Origin of the sequence: Aliidiomarina sanyensis, assembly GCF_003987175.1 — a bacterium.
GTDB classification, from domain to species: Bacteria; Pseudomonadota; Gammaproteobacteria; order Enterobacterales; family Alteromonadaceae; genus Aliidiomarina; species Aliidiomarina sanyensis.
Genome location: NZ_PIPM01000005.1, coordinates 73,862 through 96,060 on the forward strand (window position 1 = coordinate 73,862; position 22,199 = coordinate 96,060).

Consider the following 22,199-nt stretch of genomic DNA (forward strand, 5'->3'; position numbering starts at 1 on the left):
CCGCTAAATAAATATGTTTCGTGGCGCAAATAGCATCAGTCTTGACGATAAAGGTCGCCTTGCGATACCGGCTCGGTATCGTAATCTCCTTTCGTTAGACTGTGAAGGCAAACTGGTCTGTACGATTGATATCAAGCAGCCATGCCTTTTGTTATACCCGCTTCCGGAATGGCAAGTGATAGAACAGAAACTTGCCACCCTCTCAACCATGAACCCCGCAGAGCGTCGCCTTCAGCGTTTGCTGCTTGGATATGCGGATGATTGTGAAATGGACAAAAACGGTCGAGTCCTGATTGCAACGCCGCTTCGTCAACATGCCGGATTGACCAAGAAATTAATGTTGGTTGGTCAACTGAACAAATTTGAAATTTGGGATGAAGAGGTATGGCAGCAGCAGGTCGCAGATGATATCGCGGCTGAGCAAGCAGGCGACTTTACGTTAAGTGATCGACTACAAGACTTTTCATTATAATGGCGCAGACACCGCAACATGTACCGGTGTTGCTAGCGGAGTCGATTGAGGCGTTAGCGATCCAACCGGACCAAATATATATCGATGCAACCTTCGGACGTGGAGGGCACAGTCGTGCTGTGCTCGCAGAACTCGGTCCCGAGGGACGCCTCATTGCATTCGATAGAGACCCTACTGCCGCCCAGGCTGCTCAAGCCCTGACGAACGATCCTCGTTTCCACTTCTTCCACACGCCTTTCTCTGCATTGGCAGACATTATTGAGCAAGAAGGCCTTCACGGCCGTGTTGCTGGCATTCTCTTTGACCTCGGCGTCTCATCCCCACAGCTTGATGACGCTGAACGCGGTTTTAGTTTTATGCGCGATGGGCCCCTCGATATGCGGATGAATCCAGAACAGGATGAATCGGCTGCGGATTGGCTGGCCCGAGCAGACATGGATGAAATGGCTCACGTTTTTCGGACCTATGGCGAAGAGCGATTTGCTGGACGCATTGCCCGCGCCATCATTGAGCATCGCCAAGAACATACGCTTACGCGCACCCATGAGTTGGCTGATCTCATTAGTAAAGTGAGTCCAACTCGCGAGAAACACAAGCACCCCGCGACACGCGTTTTCCAAGCCATTCGGATTCACATTAATCGTGAACTCGAGGAAGTAGAAGTGGCTTTGAAAGCTGCGGTCGATGCGTTGAAGCCCGGTGGGCGTCTCGCGGTAATTAGTTTCCATAGTTTGGAAGACCGGATTGCAAAACAGTTTATCCGAGCCCAGAGTCGCCGAGCACAGCTCCCGGCAGGTTTGCCGTTGCGTGAAGATCAAATTGAGGATACGCGGACGCTGAATCCTATTGGTAAAGCAATCAAGCCGAGTGCTCAGGAGCTCAAGGCCAATCCGAGAGCGCGGAGTTCCGTGCTGCGAATTGCGGAGCGACTGCCATGAAACGAATCGACCTGAAGAAACTGCAAGCACACCCAGGATTACTGCAAGTCATTTTCTCCGATTTGCGGCATTACCGTGGCTTGGTCTTCTGGTCGTTCGTTGCGATCGTCAGTGCGCTGACGACCGTGTATTTGACACACTTAAATCGAGAGCTGCTTGCAGAGCGTGAGCAAATGATGCGACAGCGGGATGCCATTGATGTGGAGTTTCGTCACTTGGTGATTGAACAAACTGCGCTGTCTGAACACAGCCGAATCGAGACGATCGCTCAGCGTGAGTTGGGGATGCGTCGTCCTTCGGATGATCAGGAGGTTCTGGTGCCATGGCGGTGAGACGCAATGAGAAGATACTGCGTCCGGAACCTATGCCGGGACGCTTCATGTTCCTGCTCGTCCTCTTGTGTCTGGGATTTACGGCGCTCGTAGCGCGTGCTGCTTATATCCAGGTGATTGAGCCCGACCGCTTGCGTTATGAGGGAGACCTCCGCTCAATTCGGGTGGCGCAAGACCGAGTACAACGAGGTAATATTACCGATCGAAATGGGGTGGATTTGGCCATTAGTGTGCCAGTTCACACTGTGTGGGCCGATCCGAAAGTGGTGCATGACCGCAATGGCATGAGTGATATGCGGCGCTGGCAAGCGATGGCCGATGTATTGAACACCACGCCAGAGCAATTATTGCGTAAAGTCGAAAATCCACAGCGTCGATTTGTGTATCTTGAGCGCATGGTCACTCCGGGCGTTGCCAACTACATCACGCAGCTTCGAATTCCGGGCGTGGGCCTGAAAGAAGAGTCTCGGCGGTTTTATCCGACGGGTGAGATTTCGGCCCATGTTGTGGGGATTACCAACATCGATGCAGAGGGCCTTGATGGGGTCGAAGCCGTTTATAACGGACTATTAACGGGAACGCCGGGGCAACGTCGAGTGCGACGGGATGGCCAAGGGCGTTTGGTCGAAGAGCTTGAAGTCACGGAAAGTGAGTTCCCGCAAAATCTGACGCTGAGCATTGATCAGCGGATTCAAGCGGTCGCTTATCGCGAATTAGCGAAAGCGGTCCGTTATCACCAAGCGACCTCGGGTTCAGTGGTGGTGTTGGATGTGAACACCGGTGAGGTGTTGGCGATGGTGAATAGTCCGTCGTACAACCCAAATAACCGCAGCACAATTCAACCCCATCAAATGCGTAACCGGGCTATCTCAGACAGCTTCGAACCGGGTTCGACTATCAAACCCTTGGTCGTGTTGGGTGCAATGAGCCATGGACATGTGCAGGCGGATGAACGTTTGAATACCAGCCCTGGCTGGATGCGGGTCGGTGGACGACGGGTTCAAGACGCTCGTAACTACGGTGAGTTAGACTTAGCGGGAATTCTCGCGCATTCCAGCAACGTGGGAACTTCGCGGCTGGCGCTCGATATGGAGCAGGAAGACTTCTTGGGGCTGTTTGGTCTCGCGGGCTTTGGAACCGATACCGGCATCAATATGCTTGGCGAAAGCATGGGGTTGATGCGCAACCAACGGCGTTGGTCTGATTTTGAGATTGCGACCTTATCCTTCGGCTACGGTCTCTCGGTGACGACACTGCAACTTGCGCAGATGTATTCCATTATCGGGAATGGGGGCGTGAAACGGCCGCTCAGTATTCTCAAGGTTGATCAACCCTTTGCAGGTCGCCAGGTATTTCCTCGTGAACTTACCCGTGAAACGCTCCGTCTGATGGAGTCCGTTACCTTGGAAGGCGGAACGGGAACACGGGCACGCGTGCCTGGCTATCGGGTGGCCGGAAAGACCGGAACCTCACGCAAAGCGGTTGCGGGCGGTTACGGTGACGAGTATATCGGGTTATTTGCAGGCGTGATTCCAGCGAGTCGTCCACGCGTCTCGATTGTGGTGATGATCAATGAGCCTGCAGGGGATAGTTATCACGGGGGAACAGTGGCGGCCCCAGTATTTTCCGCCATTGCAGAAGAAACCATGCGAATTTTAAATGTAGCGCCAGATAATTTGACTGGCCGTGAAATCCGGGTCGCTGGGTGGGGGGTGCGCAATGATTAAGCTGAGCGCTCTGCTTCCAGATTGTCCCTACCCACTTCCTGATCTTGCAATCCAGGGATTGAAGCTTGATAGCCGTCGCATTGCTGCAGGTGATGCCTTTATTGCTGTGCCAGGTTATGACACGGATGGGCGTGATTATATCGATGCAGCAATTTCGGCGGGCGCTTGTGTGGTCTTGGCTGATATGGACACCTGGACAACAGGTGAAATGGAATCGGTCTGGATCATCGGTGTTCCGCACTTAAAACAGCGTGTCTCAGCATTAGCGGATATTTTCTACGGATCGCCCTCAAGCCAATTGCGCGTGATTGGTGTGACAGGCACCAATGGCAAAACAACGGTGAGTCACTTGATTGCTCAACTGTGGCATGAATTGGAACCGGCAGCGGCCGTGTTGGGGACCATTGGCAGTGGTATTCTTCCCCAGTTGTTGCCCGAGAAAAACACCACGCCGGACGCGGTGACTGTTCAACAACGGCTTGCTGGCTTTAAGGCTGAGGGCGCACGGTGCGTCGCGATGGAGGTTTCCTCCCATGCTTTGGTGCAAGGCCGAGTGGATGCTCTGCGGTTCGATACGATCATTGCGACCAATATCAGCCGCGATCACCTCGATTATCACGGCACGATGGAAGCCTATGTTGCTGCCAAGCGCAGTTTGTTTACTGATTTTGATGCCAAAGCACGAATTTTAAATGCAGACGACCCTGTGATTGCCACATGGGGCACCAGCAACGACTATTGGTTCTCTCTAAATCCAAAACTTGCTGGGCGTGCGAACACACTGGTGGCGCTGGATATTGAGTACACCGATGCAGGAACCGAACTGACATTGGCATGGTTTGAACATCGTTTGCGGATTCGCAGTCCTCTGCTTGGGGACTTCAATGTGGCGAATCTCCTCGCGGCGATGCTGAGCCCACTTTCTGCAGGGTATCGTTTAACCGATGTTGCGGCCTTAGTGGGTCGTTTACGCCCTGTGATTGGCCGGATGGAAACGTTCCGTCGTGAAGGTTACCCCTTGGTACTCGTCGACTATGCCCACACACCGGATGCGCTCGAACAAGTTTTACGGGCTGCTCGTCGTCATTGTCACGGCAAGCTCTGGTGCGTCTTTGGTTGTGGAGGCGATCGAGATCGCGGAAAACGTCCACAAATGGGGCAGGTCGCCGCTCGCTTTGCAGATGAAATTGTCGTGACGGACGACAACCCACGGACTGAAGATCCGCACACCATTATTGAAGATATTGTCAGCGGGATGCCAGCAGGAACGCACGTCCATGCGTCCCCCGGTCGGTCCCAGACAGTCCTTGCGACGCTGCGCAATGCAGCCGCAGATGACGTCGTGGTGCTCGCTGGAAAAGGGCATGAAACCTATCAAATTATTGGAACCAAGTCGGTCGATTATGACGAGCGCGCGTGGGTTGAGTCCGTGCTGGGGGGACAATCATGATTCCGGTGACATTACATTGGATTGCAAAGCAGGTCGACGGGCAGCTTGTAGATACCACGACCGGAGCTATCAAAGTGAAAGGGCACGTGGTGATTGATAGTCGCCAGGTTGCTGCAGGGGACCTATTTATTGCCATTAAGGGCCCGAACTTCGACGCCCATGATTTTCTTGCGCAAGTTGCTGAAGCCGGCGCGTGTGGCGTGATCTGCGAGCGTGAAATGCCGATCGAGGTGCCACAAATTATTGTTCAGGATACGCGTCGTGCTCTCGGTGACTTGGCCGCAGCGGTTAAAGCGGAAGTCAATCCGCGCTCGGTCGCGATCACCGGAAGCAGTGGTAAAACCACGGTCAAAGAGATGATCGGCGCGATTTTAGCCCAGGCGGACTCGGTGAAAGGCGAAGTGCTCGTCACGGCTGGCAATTATAACAATGACATTGGTGTGCCATTAACCCTGCTGCGTCTGACGCAAGCACATACGCATGCGGTGTTAGAGCTCGGGGCAAATCATCGAGGCGAAATTGCCTACACCACTAGTTTGGTCAAGCCCGATGCTGCAATGATCAATAATGTGGCACCCGCCCATGTGGAGGGGTTCGGGGACATTTGCGGTGTTGCAAAAGCGAAAACAGAGATTTTTAGAGGCTTAGGGGAAACGGGGCTCGCATTGACCAATGCGGACTCCGAATTTCATGAGTTTTGGTTACGCGAACTCCAGGGGCGTAACCATAAAACCTTCGGGATTGAGAATCCCGAAGCCGATTTGCGCGCGACTGATATCAAAATAAACCAAGACGGTTGCGCGCAATTCACGCTGCACGCGGAAGGGGAAACGCACCGTGTCACGCTTACGTTGCCGGGCAAGCACAATGTGCTCAATGCTTTGGCGGCGGTCGCGATGTGTCGGGCACTGGGTCTAAGTTTTGCTGAAATCGTTCGTGGATTCAGCAACATGCAGGCTGTGCCAGGACGCATGGTGGTCCATAAGCCTGTGCCGGGAGTGCAGTTAATTGATGATACTTATAACGCCAATGTGGGTTCGGCAAAAGCGGCCATCGACGTGCTCGCAAGCCTCCCCGGACGGCGACTGTTTGTCTTCGGAGATATGGGGGAGCTGGGGGCAAACGCGCGGGCATACCATGAAGAGGTGGGTGCGTACGCGATTTCCGCTGGCATCGATGGCTTGTTCACCCTTGGGGTCTTGAGCCAGAGTGCCAGCGAAATTTTCAACGGTCACGGAGGTCGTCATTTTGATTCCATTGAAGCATTAGTCGATGGGTTACTCGAAGAAATCCGTCAGCAACCGGAGATTACCGTCTTAGTGAAGGGATCACGCAGTTCGCGTATGGAGCGCATTGTGACATCTCTGCTGGCACACGATCTTAATACGCAAAGACGGGGGAAAACGGCATGCTAGTCTGGCTGGCCGAATACTTACAACAAAATGTGGCTTCGGGCTTCAATGTATTTTCGTATCTCACGATGCGCTCGATTATGGGCATCTTGACCGCGCTGGTACTGTCGCTGTGGATTGGACCACGACTGATTCGTTGGTTGCAACGTTTGCAGATTGGGCAAACAGTTCGGGATGATGGTCCGCAAAGTCATTTAAGCAAATCCGGTACGCCGACCATGGGCGGCTTGATGATTCTCATCAGCATCTTGGTATCGGGGCTTTTGTGGGCTGATCTGACCAACCGCTACGTTTGGGTCACGCTGCTCACATTGACGGGCTTTGGAATCATTGGCTTTGTTGATGATTACCGCAAAGTCGTGCGCAAGGACCCAAAAGGGCTTGCGGCACGCTGGAAGTATTTTTGGCAATCGGTGCTCGCGGGGACAGCCGCGGTGTATCTGTATTATACCGCCACGCAACCGGCGGAGACGGCACTTCTCATTCCATTTTTCAAAGATGTCATGCCACAGCTCGGCATGATGTACATGTTGCTTGCTTATTTTGTGGTGGTAGGCACCAGTAATGCAGTCAACCTGACGGATGGGTTAGATGGGCTGGCTATTATGCCGACTATTATGGTTGCCGGTGCACTGGGCGTATTTGCCTATGTCACCGGTAATGTGAACTTTGCTGACTACCTGCAAATTCCCTATATCCCACTCGCGGCGGAATTAACGGTGGTCTGCGCTGCAATTGTTGGAGCCGGCTTAGGGTTTCTGTGGTTTAACACTTATCCCGCGCAAGTCTTTATGGGTGATGTGGGCTCCCTTGCACTCGGAGCAGTCCTGGGCATCATCGCTGTCCTTGTGCGCCAAGAGCTCGTGCTGTTCATTATGGGTGGAGTGTTTGTCATCGAGACACTGTCCGTCATGCTGCAAGTCGGCAGTTATAAGCTGCGCGGAAAGCGGATCTTTCGGATGGCCCCTATCCATCACCATTACGAATTGAAAGGTTGGCCGGAGCCACGGGTTATCGTCCGGTTTTGGATTATCTCATTGGTGCTCGTCCTCATCGGACTGGCGACTCTAAAGTTACGTTAATTAAGGCGACAGAATGCTAAAAGCGTTGCAGGATTTCACCACCATCACCGTGTTGGGCTTTGGCCTAACCGGGGTGTCCTGCGTGCGCTATTTACAGAGCCTGGGGATTACCCCCGTAGTCCTTGATACGCGCGCGGCCCCGCCGGGTCTTGAGCAAGACCCAGCATTAGCTAAAGCCAGCGAATGTTATTTTGGTCCCTTGCAACTCGAGCATCTTTTGCAATCCGATTTGATCATTGTCAGCCCAGGGATTGACCGTCGTCAGCCGGTCATTCAGATGGCAATTGATGCAGGTATTCCGATGGTGTCGGACATTGAACTGTTTGCGTGGGTGGTTGATGTCCCGGTCGTAGGGATTACGGGGTCTAATGGTAAATCGACCGTGACCGAGCTGACCGGACACATTCTGCGCAGCTGTGGCATGAACCCTGCCGTTGCCGGCAACATCGGTGTTCCGGTGTTGGACTATCTGACGACTAAAGAATCTCATGATTGCTTTGTTTTGGAGTTGTCTAGCTTCCAGTTGGAGTTGATTGACTCTTTGAAGCTGCATGCAGCGACCATTCTCAACATTACTTCGGACCATCTTGATCGCTACGATGACGAGCGGGCTTATGAGCGCGCAAAACATCGGATTTACCAGCACGCCAAGCTCTGTGTGTGGAACCGAGACGACGCGAAAACCATGCCACTCTTTAAGCGAAGAGGAATGCAACAAATCGCATTTGGTGCAGGGGATGCTGCGAAAGGTTTTGGTGTTACGCGAAGCGGCAAACGCAGTTATATCACGTGGGAAGATGAGCCCTTGCTCGATGTTGCCAGCTTACCTATCCAAGGCATGCATAATGTTTTGAATGTGCAGGCTGCCCTCGGGCTCGTAAAGGGTCTTGGCATTGAGCCGGCAGTTGCCGCCAAAGGAATTCAAGGGTTCAAAGCGTTACCTCACCGCTGTCAGCTAATTGCGGAGCATGGAGGTGTGCGCTGGATCGATGATTCCAAAGCAACCAACCCAGGAGCGGCGATCGCTGCAATTGAGGGCTTACGGGCGACGGTCCCCGGTCAACTTATTCTCATTGCCGGCGGGGATGCGAAAGGAGCAGATCTCAGCGTACTTCAGCCGGTGCTTGAGCAAATCGATGTGTTGATTACCCTTGGTCGAGACGGCGCTAAAATTGCTGGGTTGAAGCAAGGTGCGCGACAGGTACAGACGCTCAATGAAGCAGTTGCCTACGCGGCGAAGCAGACCTCGGAGGGTAGCATGGTGTTGCTCTCCCCCGCCTGCGCCAGTCTTGATATGTTCTCTAATTACAAAGAGCGTGGATTGAAGTTCAAAGCGGCAGTGGAGGCATATTATGCGCACAACTGAGCCGCAACTCGAACTGGAGATCCGAGCAGGAGAAAGTCTCTTGCAGCGCGTGAAGAACGTCTTCAACCGTTCTTCCTCCATGCAAATTTATGATCGCCAATTGCTGTGGGCGGTCTTCATTCTTGTCGCGCTTGGTTGTGTCATGGTGGCGTCAGCATCCTTACCGACCGCAGAGCGTCTGACGGGTAATCCGTTTTACTTTCTGATTCGTCACGGTTTTTACGTGGTGGTCAGCCTTCTGGCAGCGCTTTTGGTCATGATGATTCCGGTGGCGCGCTGGCAGACTTTCAGTGGATGGTTATGTTTGCTGGCAATTTTCTTGCTCTTTGCCGTCTTATTTATCGGGCATGAGGTGAACGGCGCGAAACGTTGGATCAAGTTTGGCCCAATGACGCTGCAAGTGGCTGAGGCGGCCAAGCTATTTTTCGTGATTTATATGGCAAGTTACCTTGATCGTCGGTACGACGAAGTCCGCAAGAATTGGAAGGGCTTTGTGAAAGCCTTGTTGGTCTTAGGCATTCTGGCCGTTCTCCTGCTAGCACAACCCGATTTGGGGACCGTCGTTGTCCTCGCCGCCACCGCAATGGCCATGTTATGGCTGGCGGGTGCGAAATTGGCGCAGTTTATTGGTTTAGTCGTGACGGTTATTGCCGCTTTCGTCATGTTGATCGTGGTCGAACCCTATCGGATGGCGCGGGTGACTTCATTTATGAACCCTTGGGATGACCCGTTCAACACTGGATACCAATTGACCCAGTCATTGATGGCGTTTGGGCGTGGTGACTGGTTTGGTCAAGGGCTGGGGAATAGCGTGCAAAAGCTCCAATATTTGCCGGAAGCCCATACCGACTTTATTTTGTCCGTAATTGGTGAAGAGCTCGGCTTTGTGGGCGTCGCAGCCACCATTTTATTGGTATTTTTTGTGGTCCTCAAAGCGATGTTGCTCGGGCAACGCGCATTAAAGCAGAAGCGTCCATTTAGCGGGTATCTGGCCCAAGGCATTGGCATTTGGTTTAGTTTGCAGGCCGCAGTCAACATGGGAGCCGCCTCCGGTCTGATCCCAACCAAAGGCTTAACCTTCCCACTCGTGAGTTATGGCGGTTCAAGCTTGTTGGTGATGTCGATTGCGATCGCCATTCTGCTACGGATTGATTATGAGGTGCGCACCGGATATCGCTTGCAACGATCGGCAGGTGAGGCCGCACAACAGAAAGGCAAGCCACTTCCGGCTCGGGGAGGTGTGGCATGAGTCGGGTGTTAGTGACAGCCGGTGGAACCGGAGGCCATGTGTTTCCTGCATTAGCCGTGGCGCATGCACTCCAGGCACAGGGGCACGAAATTGCTTGGCTTGGAACCTCCGATCGGATTGAAGCCTCGGTAGTTCCTGCGGCAGGATTTACGTTCCATGGGTTGCAGCAACAAGCGCTCCGTGGAAAAGGTATTTTTGGCTGGCTCCAAGCGCCAGGTCGGATTTTGCGCGGTATCAAAGCCTGCGGAGAGGTGATGGATCACTTTCAGCCCGATCTAGTGATTGGTTTTGGGGGTTATACGGCAGGACCTGCAGGTGTTGCTGCATGGCGCCGGAAGATTCCGCTGGTCGTGCATGAGCAAAATGCGATTCCAGGGCTCACCAACAAATTGTTGGCGCGTATTGCTTCGCGAACCTTACTTGGTTTCGCAGCAGCGAAGCGCTATTTACCCGCAGCACAAGTCACTGGAAACCCGGTTCGAGACGACATTTGTGCACTGCATGAGATACCGGTAACTGGGGCTGAAACTCCGTTCCGAGTCTTGGTCATTGGTGGAAGCTTGGGAGCGCAGCACTTAAACGAGACGCTCCCAATGGCGTTATTGGATTGGAAAGGCCCAGCGTTACGGGTTCGGCATCAGGTGGGCCGTGGCCGTGTTGAAACCGTTCAGGCGGCCTACGCGGATGTTGCCCCGAATGTGTCGGTGGCTGTAGAAGAATTTATCAACGACATGGCAGATGCATATCGCACTGCGGATATCGTGATCGCACGGGCGGGCGCTTTAACCGTTGCCGAGCTTAGTATGGCCGGAAAACCCGCGATACTGGTGCCTTACCCTCATGCGGTCGATGATCACCAAACAGCAAATGCGCAGGTATTACGCGCAGTGAATGCGGCTGAATTACTGTCTCAGCCTGAATGTACGCCGGCCCGCTTGCGCGAGATCCTGCTCGCAATTGCCCAAGACGCAGAACGTCCGCTGGCGATGGCAGCGGCAGCACGGTCGGTCGCACCGCTTGCCGCAACAGAGCAGATTGCCGCGGTTTGTAACGAATTAATGATGGAGAGGAAAGACGTATGACCGTCTCCAAAGAGCCTGCATTTAAAGTGATTAATGTCCCCGAGATGCGCCGGGTACGACGCATTCACTTTGTCGGCATTGGTGGTGCCGGTATGGCCGGTATCGCAGAGGTTCTAGTGAACCAAGGTTATCAAGTAAGTGGCTCGGATATTGCTGAGAATCCGAGCACTCAGCGTCTACGTGCACTGGGTGCACATGTCGCGATAGGTCATAGTGCGCAGCATGTAGCGACTGCAAGTGTGGTGGTTGTTTCTACAGCGATAAAAAAAGATAACCCGGAACTTGTTGCAGCGAAAGAATTGCTCATTCCGGTTGTCCGGCGAGCTGAGATGCTCGCTGAGTTGATGCGGTTCCGCCACGGTATCGCGGTTGCGGGGACGCATGGAAAGACAACCACGACGAGTCTATTGGCCAGCGTATTCGCCGAAGGCGGCCTGGATCCGACCTTCGTGATTGGCGGTCTTTTGAATAGTGCGGGAACCAATGCACGGCTCGGAAGCAGTAAGTATTTGATCGCGGAGGCCGACGAGAGTGATGCGTCGTTCTTGCACCTACAGCCGATGGTAACGGTGGTGACCAATATCGAAGCCGATCACATGGATACCTATGAAGGTGACTTCAGTCGCATGGAGGATACTTTTATTGATTTCCTACACAACCTGCCGTTTTACGGACTTGCGGTGTTGTGTGTGGATGATCCGGTGATCGCGAGTTTGTTGACTCGAGTCGGGCGCCAAATGATTACCTACGGATTTTCCGAACAGGCCGACGTCCGCGTCACCCAGTACCGTCAGTCGGGGAACCGCAGTGAATTTACGGTGTTGCGCAAAGGGCGCGACCCATTAGCGATTGAGCTGAATTTACCTGGGCAACACAACGCGCTCAATGCTGCGGCAGCGATCGCTGTGGCGACCGACGAAGGAATTGCAGACGAAGCGATTGTGGCGGCTCTCGGTAAGTTCGAAGGAATCGGCCGACGCTTCCAGCAATATGGCAGCTTTGCCTGTGACGACGGGGACGTGCTGTTGGTGGATGATTATGGTCATCACCCGTCGGAGGTCGCCGCTACGGTCAAGGCGGTTCGTGCTGGATGGCCAGAGCGGCGTCTTGTCATGTGTTTTCAACCGCACCGATACAGCCGGACCCGCGATTTGTATGAAGACTTTGTGGATGTTTTGAGCGAAACCGACGTGCTCGTCATGCTTGAAGTGTACAGCGCAGGCGAGGAACAGGTTGCGGGCGCAGACAGTCGCTCGTTGTGTCGTTCGATTCGCCAGCGGGGCAAAGTCGATCCGGTTTATGTCAAAGAAGTTCAGGGCGTCCCCGCGCGGTTGGCTGAGATTCTGCAACCCGGTGACATTGTTCTGACTCAAGGGGCCGGAAATGTTGGGGGACTCGCCAAGTTGCTAAATGAATTGCAACTGAATCGTGAGCGAATGGGTCAGGCGCTTCCATCGGAGGGGCAACCATGAGTCACATGAAGTTTGGACGTGTGGCAGTGCTTGCCGGCGGAACATCTGCCGAGCGTGAGGTATCGCTGCGCTCAGGGGCTGCGGTCCATGAGGCATTAAGAAATGCCGGTGTTGATGCATATATTGTCGATCCAAGTGAGCACTCACTTCTGTCCTTGAGCACAGAGAAAGTGGATCGTGTTTTTAACGTCTTGCACGGCGGGGCAGGAGAAGATGGGCGTGTCCAAGCGGTGTTAGAGATGCTTGGTTTGCCCTACACCGGAAGTGGAGTGCTTGCCTGTGCATTGTCTATGGACAAGAGCCGCACGAAAGCGATGTGGCAGGGCATGGGGCTGCCAACCGCGGCATCACGCACCGTTCACCGCGCTGATTTACATGAGTTTGATGCGGTGACGGTGTTAGCGCAGCTTGGTGGAAAAGTCATGGTGAAGCCTGCCCATGAAGGCAGCAGCATTGGGATGGGCCAAGCAGCCAGTGCTTCAGAGTTGATGGCTGCGCTGAACGAAGCGGCCCGGTTTGATGCAGAGATCTTGATTGAAGCGTGGTTGTCTGGACCCGAGTATACGGTGGCCATTCTTGGCGATGAAGCCTTGCCCACCATTCGCGTGAAAACACCCCATGCGTTTTATGATTATGCGGCGAAGTACCAAGACAATACAACGGAATACATTTGTCCAGCTGGCTTAAGTGAAACCCGTGAGAATGCAGTTCGGACACTCGCTCTACGTGCATTTCATGCGACTGGAGCGCGCGGCTGGGGACGTATTGATCTGATGGAGGATGCTCACGGGAATTTGCAGTTGTTGGAATTGAATACTGCGCCGGGGATGACGGCAAAAAGCTTGGTCCCCATGGCAGCGAAGCAACACGGTCTGAGTTTTCAGGCATTGGTGCTGAGGATTCTTGAGCTAACCCTGGAGTGATGCGATGACGTCCACGCAATCGCGATCAAAGGCAGCACAGGAACCGATTGATCAACGGGAAAAATGGGAATTCATGATCGGTGTCTCCATTTTTCTGGCGATTGTGATTGGCTTGGTGTTTGGCAGCTATCAGTTGCTTCGCATTATTACCGATGAGCAACAGGTGCCACTTGAAGGGCTTATTTTACAAGGTGAGTTGGTTCATACGGCGACGGACGATATTCGCGCTGCCATTCTCGCCGGAGAAGTTGGAAGTTTTTTTACCGCGGATGTGGATGATATCCGCGAGCGAATTGAGGCGCTACCTTGGGTGTTTTCCGCCTCAATTCGCAAAGAGTGGCCGGGCCGCCTGCGTGTGTACGTAGTTGAGCAGGACCCGGTAGCGATATGGAATGATCGCGCGGTGATGAACGGACAAGGTCACGTGTTTGCAGCGGACCCCAGTGCATTAGTCGGTGAGCTTCCGGCATTGTATGGTCCGGAACATGCCCACAAAGACGTGCTTGAGCAGTTTCGGCAGATGCGTGACTTACTGCGGATCGCGGATATGGAAATTACCCGAGTTGAATTAAGTGAACGGTACTCAGTTCGCGTCTGGCTCGCACAGGATATTGAGCTTCGCCTCGGTCGGGAAGCACGGCTTGAACGGATTCAGCGGTTTATGGATTTGTATCCGCTGATTCAGGATGAGAGTGATAAGCCGGTGAAGTATGCAGATTTACGGTATGACACGGGGATTGCAGTGGGTTGGCGCTCCGAGTCGAAATAGTGAAAACAAATAGAACAAGACGCAGAAAAAAGTGAGAAAGCTGTGATCACAAAAAATGACGACGACAACATGATTGTAAGCCTCGATGTCGGGACCAATAAGGTCACGGCACTGATTGCTGAAGTACAACCGGAAGGTGATCTCAACATTATTGGGGTCGGTGTCACGGCTGCACGGGGAATGGATAAGGGCGGCGTCAACGATTTGAATCTCGTGGTTCAGTCGATCCAACGGGCAATCAATGAAGCCGAGTTGATGGCGGATTGTCGTGCCTCTTCGGTGTATTTGAATATCTCAGGGCGCCATATCTCCTGTCAGAATGAAAATGGCATGGTCCCTATCAACGATACCGAAGTGACGCAAGATGACGTGGATAGTGTGATTCATGCGGCGAAATCTGTTCCTATTGCGCAGGAGCGCCGCATTCTCCACGTGCTCCCGCAAGAGTTTGTGATTGACTCCCAAGAGAGCATTAAGAGTCCGGTCGGGATGTCTGGTGTTCGGATGGAAGCACGGGTTCACATGATTACCTGTGCCAATGATATGGCTCGCAATATTGTGAAAGCAGTCGAGCGCTGTGATTTAAAAGTCGAGAGTCTTGTGTTCTCGGCGTTGGCTTCGAGTCATGCGGCGTTGACGGATGACGAGAAAGAGCTTGGCGTGGCCCTTGTTGATATGGGAGCCGGCACCATCGATATCAGCTTGTTCTCCGGGGGGGTGTTACGCCACACCGCAGTCATTCCGGTGGCAGGCAACCAAGTTACGAATGACATTGCGAAGATCTTTCGAACGCCATTAAGTCATGCAGAAGAAATCAAGGTGCAATATGCGTGTGCATTGCGCCAAATGGTGAGTATGGAAGACAACATTGAAGTGCCATCGGTGGGCGGACGTCCGTCCCGAACGATGTCACGCCACACCCTCGCAGAGGTTGTGGAACCCCGCTATCAAGAGCTGTTTGAGCTGGTGCGGGATGAAATCTACGGCAGTGGGCTCGAGGAGCAAATTGCTGCAGGAGTCGTGCTGACAGGTGGAACGGCAAAGATGGAAGGTGCAGTGGAGTTTGCTGAAGAAATCTTCCAAATGCCGGTCAGACTCGGCGCGCCCATTGGGATTCAGGGATTAAGTGACTATGTCGCGGACCCTGTGTATTCAACGGGTGTTGGACTGTTGAAATTCGGTCAAATTGAACTCGCAGAGCAACAAAAAGAGAAACAACGGAGTCAGCGACCGCATTGGTTGCAACGAATCCAAAGTTGGTTCCGCGGAGAATTTTGATTTTTCAATGGTTTACTTTGCTTTTTTTGGGGTAACAACAGAAAATACGGGTAAGTGGAGAGGTAATAATTATGAACATGTTTGAAGTCATGGATAACTCAGAATCCGATGCGGTGATTAAAGTCATCGGCGTCGGTGGTGGCGGCGGTAACGCAGTCCAACACATGGTCGCGCAAAAGATTGAAGGTGTGCAGTTTTTAGCTGCTAACACCGATGCGCAGGCGCTTCGTAAACACGATGCTGACATTCTGATTCAACTCGGCGGTGAAATCACCAAAGGGTTGGGTGCAGGAGCGAACCCAGAAGTTGGGCGTATTGCAGCAGAAGAAAACCGCGAAGAAATCACCCGTCACCTCGAAGGGGCAGACATGATTTTTATCGCGGCAGGTATGGGTGGTGGTACCGGAACGGGTGCAGCACCGATTGTTGCAGAGATTGCAAAAGAACTTGGGATCTTGACCATTGCGGTGGTAACCAAGCCATTCCCATTTGAAGGGAAAAAGCGGATGGCTGCGGCCGAGGAAGGGATTTCTCAGTTGGCAAAGCACGTTGATTCGCTGATCACCATTCCAAACGAGAAGCTGTTGAAGGTTCTTGGGAAAGGTACCACCTTGTTGGATGCTTTCGGCGCTGCCAATAATGTGCTGCTTGGAGCTGTTCAGGGAATCGCTGAATTGATTACCCGTCAGGGCTTGATCAACGTTGACTTTGCAGACGTGCAAGCGGTTATGCGTGAAATGGGTACGGCGATGATGGGAACCGGCGTTGCCAGCGGCCCAGACCGTGCACAAGAAGCGGCACAAATGGCAATCAACAGCCCATTGCTGGAAGATATTGATCTCTCGGGTGCTCGTGGCGTATTGGTAAATGTTACGGCCGGAATGGACATGGGTATTGATGAGTTCGAAACCGTGGGTAGCGTCATTCGCTCGTTTGCGTCTGAGAACGCGACTGTGATCGTGGGTACCGTGATCGATATGGATATGTCAGACGAGATGCGGGTCACGGTGGTAGCGACTGGGATTGGTGCTGAGAAAAAGCCGGAAATCTCACTGGTTGAGAAAAAACCAGAGCCCGTTATTGCTCGCCCAACTTCTTCTGGAGGCTATAGCCGGACCGCAACTGCGGTTGCCGCCAAATATGAAGAAGAGACGATCGTGGATGCTGAAGAGCGGACCGTGCCGAAGAAGCAAGAACCAGATATTCTCGACATTCCAGCGTTCTTACGACGTCAGGCTGACTAATCGATTTGTTCGATTGAACGGATAGAAAGTAAAGGCTTTACTGGATTGACCATTGCTTTACCATTTGGTATAGTATCCGGCCTTTTCAGAAGAGACATCGGACCAGATTGGCATCGCGCGTTTTTCATGAAGATCTGAAGCGACATGCCGATAAACCAGATGGTTCGGGTAACTATTTGAAAAGAAGCCGAATACTTCGGTAGCAAGACAGCATTTGGTAAGCTCCGCGAGGGGTTTACTGATATCGGGACCAACACACCGCCAAACGTTGGTCGAAGGAGGGTAAGTCATGATTAAACAACGTACGATCAAGCAAATGATCGCAACCACCGGTGTTGGCCTGCACAAGGGCAACAAGGTGAATCTCGTGTTGCGACCTGCGCCGGTGAACACGGGAATCGTGTTTCGTCGTACCGACTTATCTCCGCATGTCGATATCAAAGCAACGCCTGAGATTGTGAAAGACACCCGTATGTGTACGTGTCTCATTAATGATGAGAACGTCCGTATCTCCACCGTCGAACACTTGCTCGCGGCCGTTGCAGGCATGGGGATTGATAACCTGATCGTTGAAGTGGATTCGCATGAGATTCCGATTATGGATGGGAGTTCGCATCCATTTATCTTCTTGCTGCAGTCTGCAGGCGTTCAGGAGCAGAATAAGGCGAAGCGTTTTGTGCGCGTGAAAAAGCCTATTCGGGTTGAAGATGGCGACAAATGGGCCGAGTTGTTACCCCACAACGGCTTTAAGATTGATTTCGCGATCGATTTCGACCACCCCGCAATTGCTGACACGAACCAAGTGGTAAGCATGGATTTCAGTAGCCAGAGCTTTATTAAAGAGATTAGCCGGGCGCGGACGTTCGGTTTTATGAAAGATATCGAATATCTGCGTGCGCACAATCTGGCATTGGGCGGAAGTTTTGAAAACGCTGTCGTATTAGATGAATTCCGCGTATTAAACGCGGATGGTTTACGCTACGACGACGAATTCGTGAAGCATAAGATTCTTGATGCGATTGGTGATTTGTACATGGGTGGACACAGTATTCTGGGTCACCTGCGTGCGTTTAAATCTGGCCACGCATTGAATAACCAGTTATTGGTTGCGCTGATGCAAAACCAAGAAGCTTGGGAATATGTGACATTTGAAGAAAAAAGTGCCGAGGCGCCGATTCACTATCTGCAGCCCGCACTTGCCTGATAGGATGAAGGCCGCGTCTAAACCACGCGGCCTTTTTTATTATTGCAGTTCATGACGAGAGGTTCGGACGAACCTTTACTTCAAGACTGCGAACATTCAAGTTTGGCAATTCAGAGAATTTAGCCATAATATGGGGTTGCATTAATCGAATGCGCGTGGCCCAGGCCCCGCTTCGAGCAATCACAATCAGGGTTTGCCCCTGAACCGCGAGGCAGCGCGAGTTGGCATGAAGATCAGCCGGTACTGTCTCAGCCCAGAGCACCTGAAGTTGCTCCTGCGCATCCTGCTTTTTTTGCAGTCGCGTCAGTGGACTGTCGTTTAGTAACGATTGAACGGTCTTGGGTGGTTTACGTAACATCGAATCAATGTGCGCTTTTATGTAGGATATTGCATGAGTTTAGCAATCTTGTACCGTGGCAGAAAGGTACGTTTTAAAATTCAGCTCTCAAGCCGTCGCTTACTATCGTTTGCGGGTATCGCTGCGTTCGCTGCAATTGCCTATGTTCAACCGTGGCAAGATAAGGGCGTTAATGCATTGCTTGCGCAAGATCGTATTAAGCAGGAACAACGTGCAATTGCAATGCAGTCGGATGTTGTGCAGGAGGTTCGAACGAATGCGCAACGTGAGCTCACCGCAATGTCAATGCGGCTCGGGGAAATTCAGGCGCAAATTATGCGGCTTGAAGCGCTCGGTCAGCGCCTCGCAACAGCGACGCAATTAGACCAAGGCGAGTTTAGCTTCAACCAACCCATGCCAATCGGTGGGCCGGATCAAGCGGAGGTGGAATGGCCCGTGGTCGGCGAACATCAGCTCTTAGCCGATATTGATCAGGTTATTGAACAACTGGCTTCACGACAAAAACAACTTCGCCTCCTTGAATCTCTGCTGTTGAATCACCATATCGAAGGGGAACGCTTCATTGCGGGGCGCCCGATTGTGGAAGGTTGGCTGTCGTCGCAGTACGGGGTACGAAAAGACCCGTTTCACGGAAATCCGACGATGCACCGAGGAATTGACTTTGCTGCCCCAGAGGGAAGCCCGGTCATTGCAACTGGTGCGGGGATTGTCACCTTTGCCGGACGACGCGCAGGCTACGGGAAACTGGTCGAGATTGATCATGGTGCTGGACTACGCACCCGTTATGGGCACATGAAATCGATTGATGTGCAAGTGGGCGACGTGGTAACACGTGGGCAGACGATCGCGCGGGTCGGAACGACCGGACGTTCCACCGGGCCTCATGTCCATTATGAAGTGCTTGAAAATGGACGGCATGTTAATCCGTCGAGTTTTGTCTTTCGGCAACTTCCCGGCGAATAGTGTAGAATCGCTTGTATGACTCCGGCACCTAAGGGGTGCCGTTTTATTTTGTTAAACGTTCTTTTGTCGACGCCGTAAATAAGAAGAAAGAAAAAGTAATCTACGGGGTCTTAAAAACGCTTGGTAACAGGAATCTGAATCAACATGTTAGGTAGTCTTTTTACTCGCATTTTTGGAAGTCGAAATGATCGCGTGATTCGTAATGCGCGCAAGAAAGTTGAACTCATCAATGCTTTGGAATCAGAGTATGAGCAGCTGAGCGACGAAGCGCTGCAAGCCAAAACCGTTGAGTTTAAAGACCGTCTTGAAAAAGGCGAGACCCTAGACAGTTTGTTGGTGGAAGCCTTTGCTGTCGTCCGCGAAGCGAGTAAGCGAAAATTTGAAATGCGCCCATTCGACGTTCAGTTGATCGGTGGCATGATTTTGCACGAGCACAAAATTTCAGAAATGCGGACAGGTGAAGGTAAAACCCTCACTGCATTGCTTCCTGCCTATTTGAATGCATTGACCGGTCGTGGTGTGCATATTGTGACGGTCAACGATTACCTCGCGCGTCGTGATGCCGATTGGTGTCGTCCGTTCTTCGAATTCCTCGGTATGACAGTGGGTGTGAATGTCCCGGGAATGCACCCGAAAGATAAAAAAGAAGCGTACACGTGCGACATCTTGTATGGAACAAATAACGAATTTGGATTCGATTATCTTCGTGACAACATGGCGTTCACAAAAGAAGAGCGGGTTCAGCGGGATCTGCACTTCGCGATCGTCGATGAAGTCGACTCGATCCTGATTGATGAAGCGCGGACTCCACTGATTATCTCGGGCCCTACCGAAGACTCCTCAGAGCTTTATAAGCGTATTAACACCCTAGTGCCCCAACTGACGCGCCAAGCGCATGAAGATGGGAAGGGTGAAGAAGGGGATGATATTGGCGATTTCACCATTGATGAAAAAGCTCGCCAGCTATATTTGACCGAGCACGGTCAAGAGCATATCGAGCAGATCTTGATTGAGAATGGCTTACTCGAAGCGGGTGACTCACTTTACTCTGCGAGCAATATTGCATTGCTGCACCATGTGAATGCCGCTTTACGTGCACATCACTTATTCCAGCGCGACGTCGACTACATCGTGAAGGATGACCAAATTGTTATCGTTGACGAGCACACGGGCCGGACGATGGAAGGACGGCGTTGGTCAGAAGGTCTCCACCAGGCGATTGAGGCCAAAGAGGGTGTGAAGATCCAAAACGAAAACCAGACGCTGGCTTCCATTACCTTCCAGAATTACTTCCGTCTGTATGAGAAGTTGGCGGGTATGACCGGTACAGCAGACACTGAAGCGTTCGAGTTCCAGTCTATTTATGGTCTTGAGACGGTCGTCGTACCAACGAACAAACCGATGGTTCGTGATGATATGGCAGACCTGATCTTTTTAACTGCCGCCGAGAAATACAACGCAATTATCGCCGACGTTCGGGCTCAGCGCGAGGCGGGTCGCCCTGTGTTGGTCGGTACGAGCTCAATCGAGAGCTCGGAGCTGGTATCCCGTTTGCTGAAAAAAGAAAAAATTAAGCACAAAGTATTGAATGCCAAGTTCCACGCGCAAGAAGCGGAAATTATCGCGCAAGCCGGCCAAGCCGGTGCGGTGACGATCGCAACCAATATGGCAGGTCGGGGAACCGACATCATGTTGGGAGGTAACTGGATGGTGGAAGTGGATGCACTTGAAAATCCAACCGATGATCAAATAAAGAAAGTAAAAGAGGCCTGGCGCGTGCGTCACGATGCGGTGGTGGAAGCCGGTGGTTTGCATATCATCGGAACCGAGCGTCATGAATCACGCCGTATCGATAATCAGCTTCGAGGTCGAGCGGGCCGTCAGGGTGATCCTGGTTCATCACGTTTCTATTTATCCCTTGAAGATAATCTCATGCGGATTTTCGCCACCGAGAAGATGGGCGCGATGATGAAACGCTTGGGGATGAAGGACGGTGAAGCGATTGAGCATCCGTGGGTCACCAAAGCGATTGAAAACGCCCAACGGAAAGTGGAAGCCCGTAACTTTGATATTCGGAAGCAGCTTCTTGAGTATGATGACGTCGCGAATGATCAACGGAAAGTGGTGTACGAACAGCGAAATGAATTGCTCGATGGGGACGACATCAAAGAGACGATTGACGTCATTCGTGAAGATGTCTTCAATCGCATCATTGATGAGTATATTCCGCCGCAGTCCTTGGAAGAAATGTGGAATATCGAAGGTCTTGAAGATCGCCTTCGTGCCGATTTTGATCTCGAGCTGCCGATCCAGCAGTGGTTGGATGAAGATGACAAGTTGTTCGAGGAAGTCCTGCGTGACAAGATCCTTGAAGAATCGCTGAAGGCGTATCAACAGAAAGAAGTTCAAGTGGGTGAGAAAGTCCTTCGTCACTTTGAAAAAGCGGTCATGTTACAAAGCCTTGATTCACACTGGAAAGAGCATTTGGCAGCGATGGACCATTTGCGTCAAGGCATTCACCTACGCGGCTATGCGAACAAGAACCCGAAGCAAGAGTACAAGCGCGAAGCGTACAATTTGTTTACGGACATGCTTGAAGCACTCAAGCTCGATGTGATCAGTATTTTGAGTAAGGTGAAGGTGCGCGCAGAAGAAGACGTGGAGCAAATGGAAGCGAAGCGGCGCGAAAAGGCAGCGAGCGCACCAAAGAACTTCCAACATGAAAGTTCGCCGACCTCGGGTACTGACAGCAAGCCAGCGGCACCAGGCGCTGACGGGCGTCCTGTCGTGCGGGACGGTGAGAAAGTGGGCCGTAACGATCCCTGCCCCTGTGGCTCTGGTAAGAAGTACAAGCAGTGCCACGGTAAGCTGACCTAAG

Annotated in this window: 19 protein-coding genes; 18 read left to right on the forward strand and 1 reads right to left on the reverse strand. The window is 52.4% G+C overall.

Features of this window, described 5'->3' with window-relative positions; genetic code table 11:
• The first annotated feature begins 13 nt into the window (after positions 1–13).
• From mraZ to lpxC, 16 genes are all read left to right on the forward strand, one after another.
• A complete protein-coding gene (mraZ, locus tag CWE11_RS06420) occupies positions 14–472 on the forward strand; it encodes a division/cell wall cluster transcriptional repressor MraZ (protein WP_126776786.1) in 459 nt (152 codons plus the stop codon).
• A complete protein-coding gene (rsmH, locus tag CWE11_RS06425; RefSeq protein WP_126776787.1) occupies positions 472–1,410 on the forward strand; it encodes a 16S rRNA (cytosine(1402)-N(4))-methyltransferase RsmH in 939 nt (312 codons plus the stop codon). The genes mraZ and rsmH overlap by 1 nt, the downstream gene beginning before the upstream one ends.
• Complete coding sequence (gene ftsL / locus CWE11_RS06430; protein WP_126776788.1) at positions 1,407–1,742, forward strand: cell division protein FtsL; 336 nt, start codon at positions 1,407–1,409, stop codon at positions 1,740–1,742. The genes rsmH and ftsL overlap by 4 nt, the downstream gene beginning before the upstream one ends.
• Complete coding sequence (locus CWE11_RS06435; RefSeq protein ID WP_126776789.1) at positions 1,733–3,469, forward strand: penicillin-binding transpeptidase domain-containing protein; 1,737 nt, start codon at positions 1,733–1,735, stop codon at positions 3,467–3,469. The genes ftsL and CWE11_RS06435 overlap by 10 nt, the downstream gene beginning before the upstream one ends.
• On the forward strand, positions 3,462–4,919 hold the full coding sequence (murE, locus tag CWE11_RS06440) for a UDP-N-acetylmuramoyl-L-alanyl-D-glutamate--2,6-diaminopimelate ligase (RefSeq protein WP_126776790.1): 1,458 nt from the start codon (positions 3,462–3,464) through the stop codon (positions 4,917–4,919). Before CWE11_RS06435 ends, murE begins: the two co-directional genes overlap by 8 nt.
• Positions 4,916–6,334, forward strand: coding sequence for a UDP-N-acetylmuramoyl-tripeptide--D-alanyl-D-alanine ligase (locus CWE11_RS06445; protein ID WP_126776791.1), 1,419 nt, complete (start codon positions 4,916–4,918; stop codon positions 6,332–6,334). The genes murE and CWE11_RS06445 overlap by 4 nt, the downstream gene beginning before the upstream one ends.
• On the forward strand, positions 6,328–7,413 hold the full coding sequence (gene mraY, locus CWE11_RS06450; protein ID WP_126776792.1) for a phospho-N-acetylmuramoyl-pentapeptide-transferase: 1,086 nt from the start codon (positions 6,328–6,330) through the stop codon (positions 7,411–7,413). The genes CWE11_RS06445 and mraY overlap by 7 nt, the downstream gene beginning before the upstream one ends.
• A 13-nt stretch (positions 7,414–7,426) precedes the next feature.
• Entirely contained in the window at positions 7,427–8,779 is a 1,353-nt protein-coding gene (murD, locus tag CWE11_RS06455; RefSeq protein WP_126776793.1) for a UDP-N-acetylmuramoyl-L-alanine--D-glutamate ligase, read from the forward strand.
• The gene (ftsW, locus tag CWE11_RS06460; protein ID WP_126776794.1) at positions 8,766–10,028 is read left to right on the forward strand and encodes a cell division protein FtsW; all 1,263 of its coding nucleotides are present in this window, start codon (positions 8,766–8,768) and stop codon (positions 10,026–10,028) included. Before murD ends, ftsW begins: the two co-directional genes overlap by 14 nt.
• Positions 10,025–11,110: an undecaprenyldiphospho-muramoylpentapeptide beta-N-acetylglucosaminyltransferase gene (gene murG, locus CWE11_RS06465; RefSeq protein ID WP_126776795.1), complete on the forward strand. Its 1,086-nt coding sequence runs from the start codon at positions 10,025–10,027 to the stop codon at positions 11,108–11,110. Before ftsW ends, murG begins: the two co-directional genes overlap by 4 nt.
• Positions 11,107–12,582: a UDP-N-acetylmuramate--L-alanine ligase gene (gene murC / locus CWE11_RS06470; RefSeq protein ID WP_126776796.1), complete on the forward strand. Its 1,476-nt coding sequence runs from the start codon at positions 11,107–11,109 to the stop codon at positions 12,580–12,582. The genes murG and murC overlap by 4 nt, the downstream gene beginning before the upstream one ends.
• Positions 12,579–13,505, forward strand: coding sequence for a D-alanine--D-alanine ligase (locus CWE11_RS06475; RefSeq protein ID WP_275540958.1), 927 nt, complete (start codon positions 12,579–12,581; stop codon positions 13,503–13,505). Before murC ends, CWE11_RS06475 begins: the two co-directional genes overlap by 4 nt.
• Before the next feature lie 4 nt (positions 13,506–13,509).
• A complete protein-coding gene (locus CWE11_RS06480; RefSeq protein ID WP_126776797.1) occupies positions 13,510–14,274 on the forward strand; it encodes a cell division protein FtsQ/DivIB in 765 nt (254 codons plus the stop codon).
• Between the two features lie 69 nt (positions 14,275–14,343).
• Positions 14,344–15,552, forward strand: a complete 1,209-nt coding sequence (ftsA, locus tag CWE11_RS06485; protein WP_420808386.1) for a cell division protein FtsA — start codon at positions 14,344–14,346, stop codon at positions 15,550–15,552.
• 77 nt (positions 15,553–15,629) lie between these two features.
• Positions 15,630–16,796 (forward strand): cell division protein FtsZ, encoded by a 1,167-nt coding sequence (ftsZ, locus tag CWE11_RS06490; protein WP_126776875.1) that lies wholly within the window; start codon positions 15,630–15,632, stop codon positions 16,794–16,796.
• A 289-nt stretch (positions 16,797–17,085) separates the two neighbouring features.
• On the forward strand, positions 17,086–18,000 hold the full coding sequence (gene lpxC, locus CWE11_RS06495; RefSeq protein ID WP_126776798.1) for a UDP-3-O-acyl-N-acetylglucosamine deacetylase: 915 nt from the start codon (positions 17,086–17,088) through the stop codon (positions 17,998–18,000).
• Positions 18,001–18,049: 49 nt separating this feature from the next.
• Here lpxC and CWE11_RS06500 read toward each other — a convergent pair whose 3' ends face one another.
• On the reverse strand, positions 18,050–18,358 hold the full coding sequence (locus CWE11_RS06500) for a DciA family protein (RefSeq protein ID WP_126776799.1): 309 nt from the start codon (positions 18,356–18,358) through the stop codon (positions 18,050–18,052).
• Positions 18,359–18,391: 33 nt separating this feature from the next.
• On the opposite strand from CWE11_RS06500, the gene CWE11_RS06505 reads away from it, so the two are divergent.
• Both CWE11_RS06505 and secA read left to right on the forward strand, forming a co-directional pair.
• A complete protein-coding gene (locus CWE11_RS06505; protein ID WP_126776800.1) occupies positions 18,392–19,321 on the forward strand; it encodes a M23 family metallopeptidase in 930 nt (309 codons plus the stop codon).
• 144 nt (positions 19,322–19,465) lie between these two features.
• Positions 19,466–22,198 (forward strand): preprotein translocase subunit SecA, encoded by a 2,733-nt coding sequence (gene secA / locus CWE11_RS06510; protein ID WP_126776801.1) that lies wholly within the window; start codon positions 19,466–19,468, stop codon positions 22,196–22,198.
• Position 22,199: the final 1 nt, after the last annotated feature.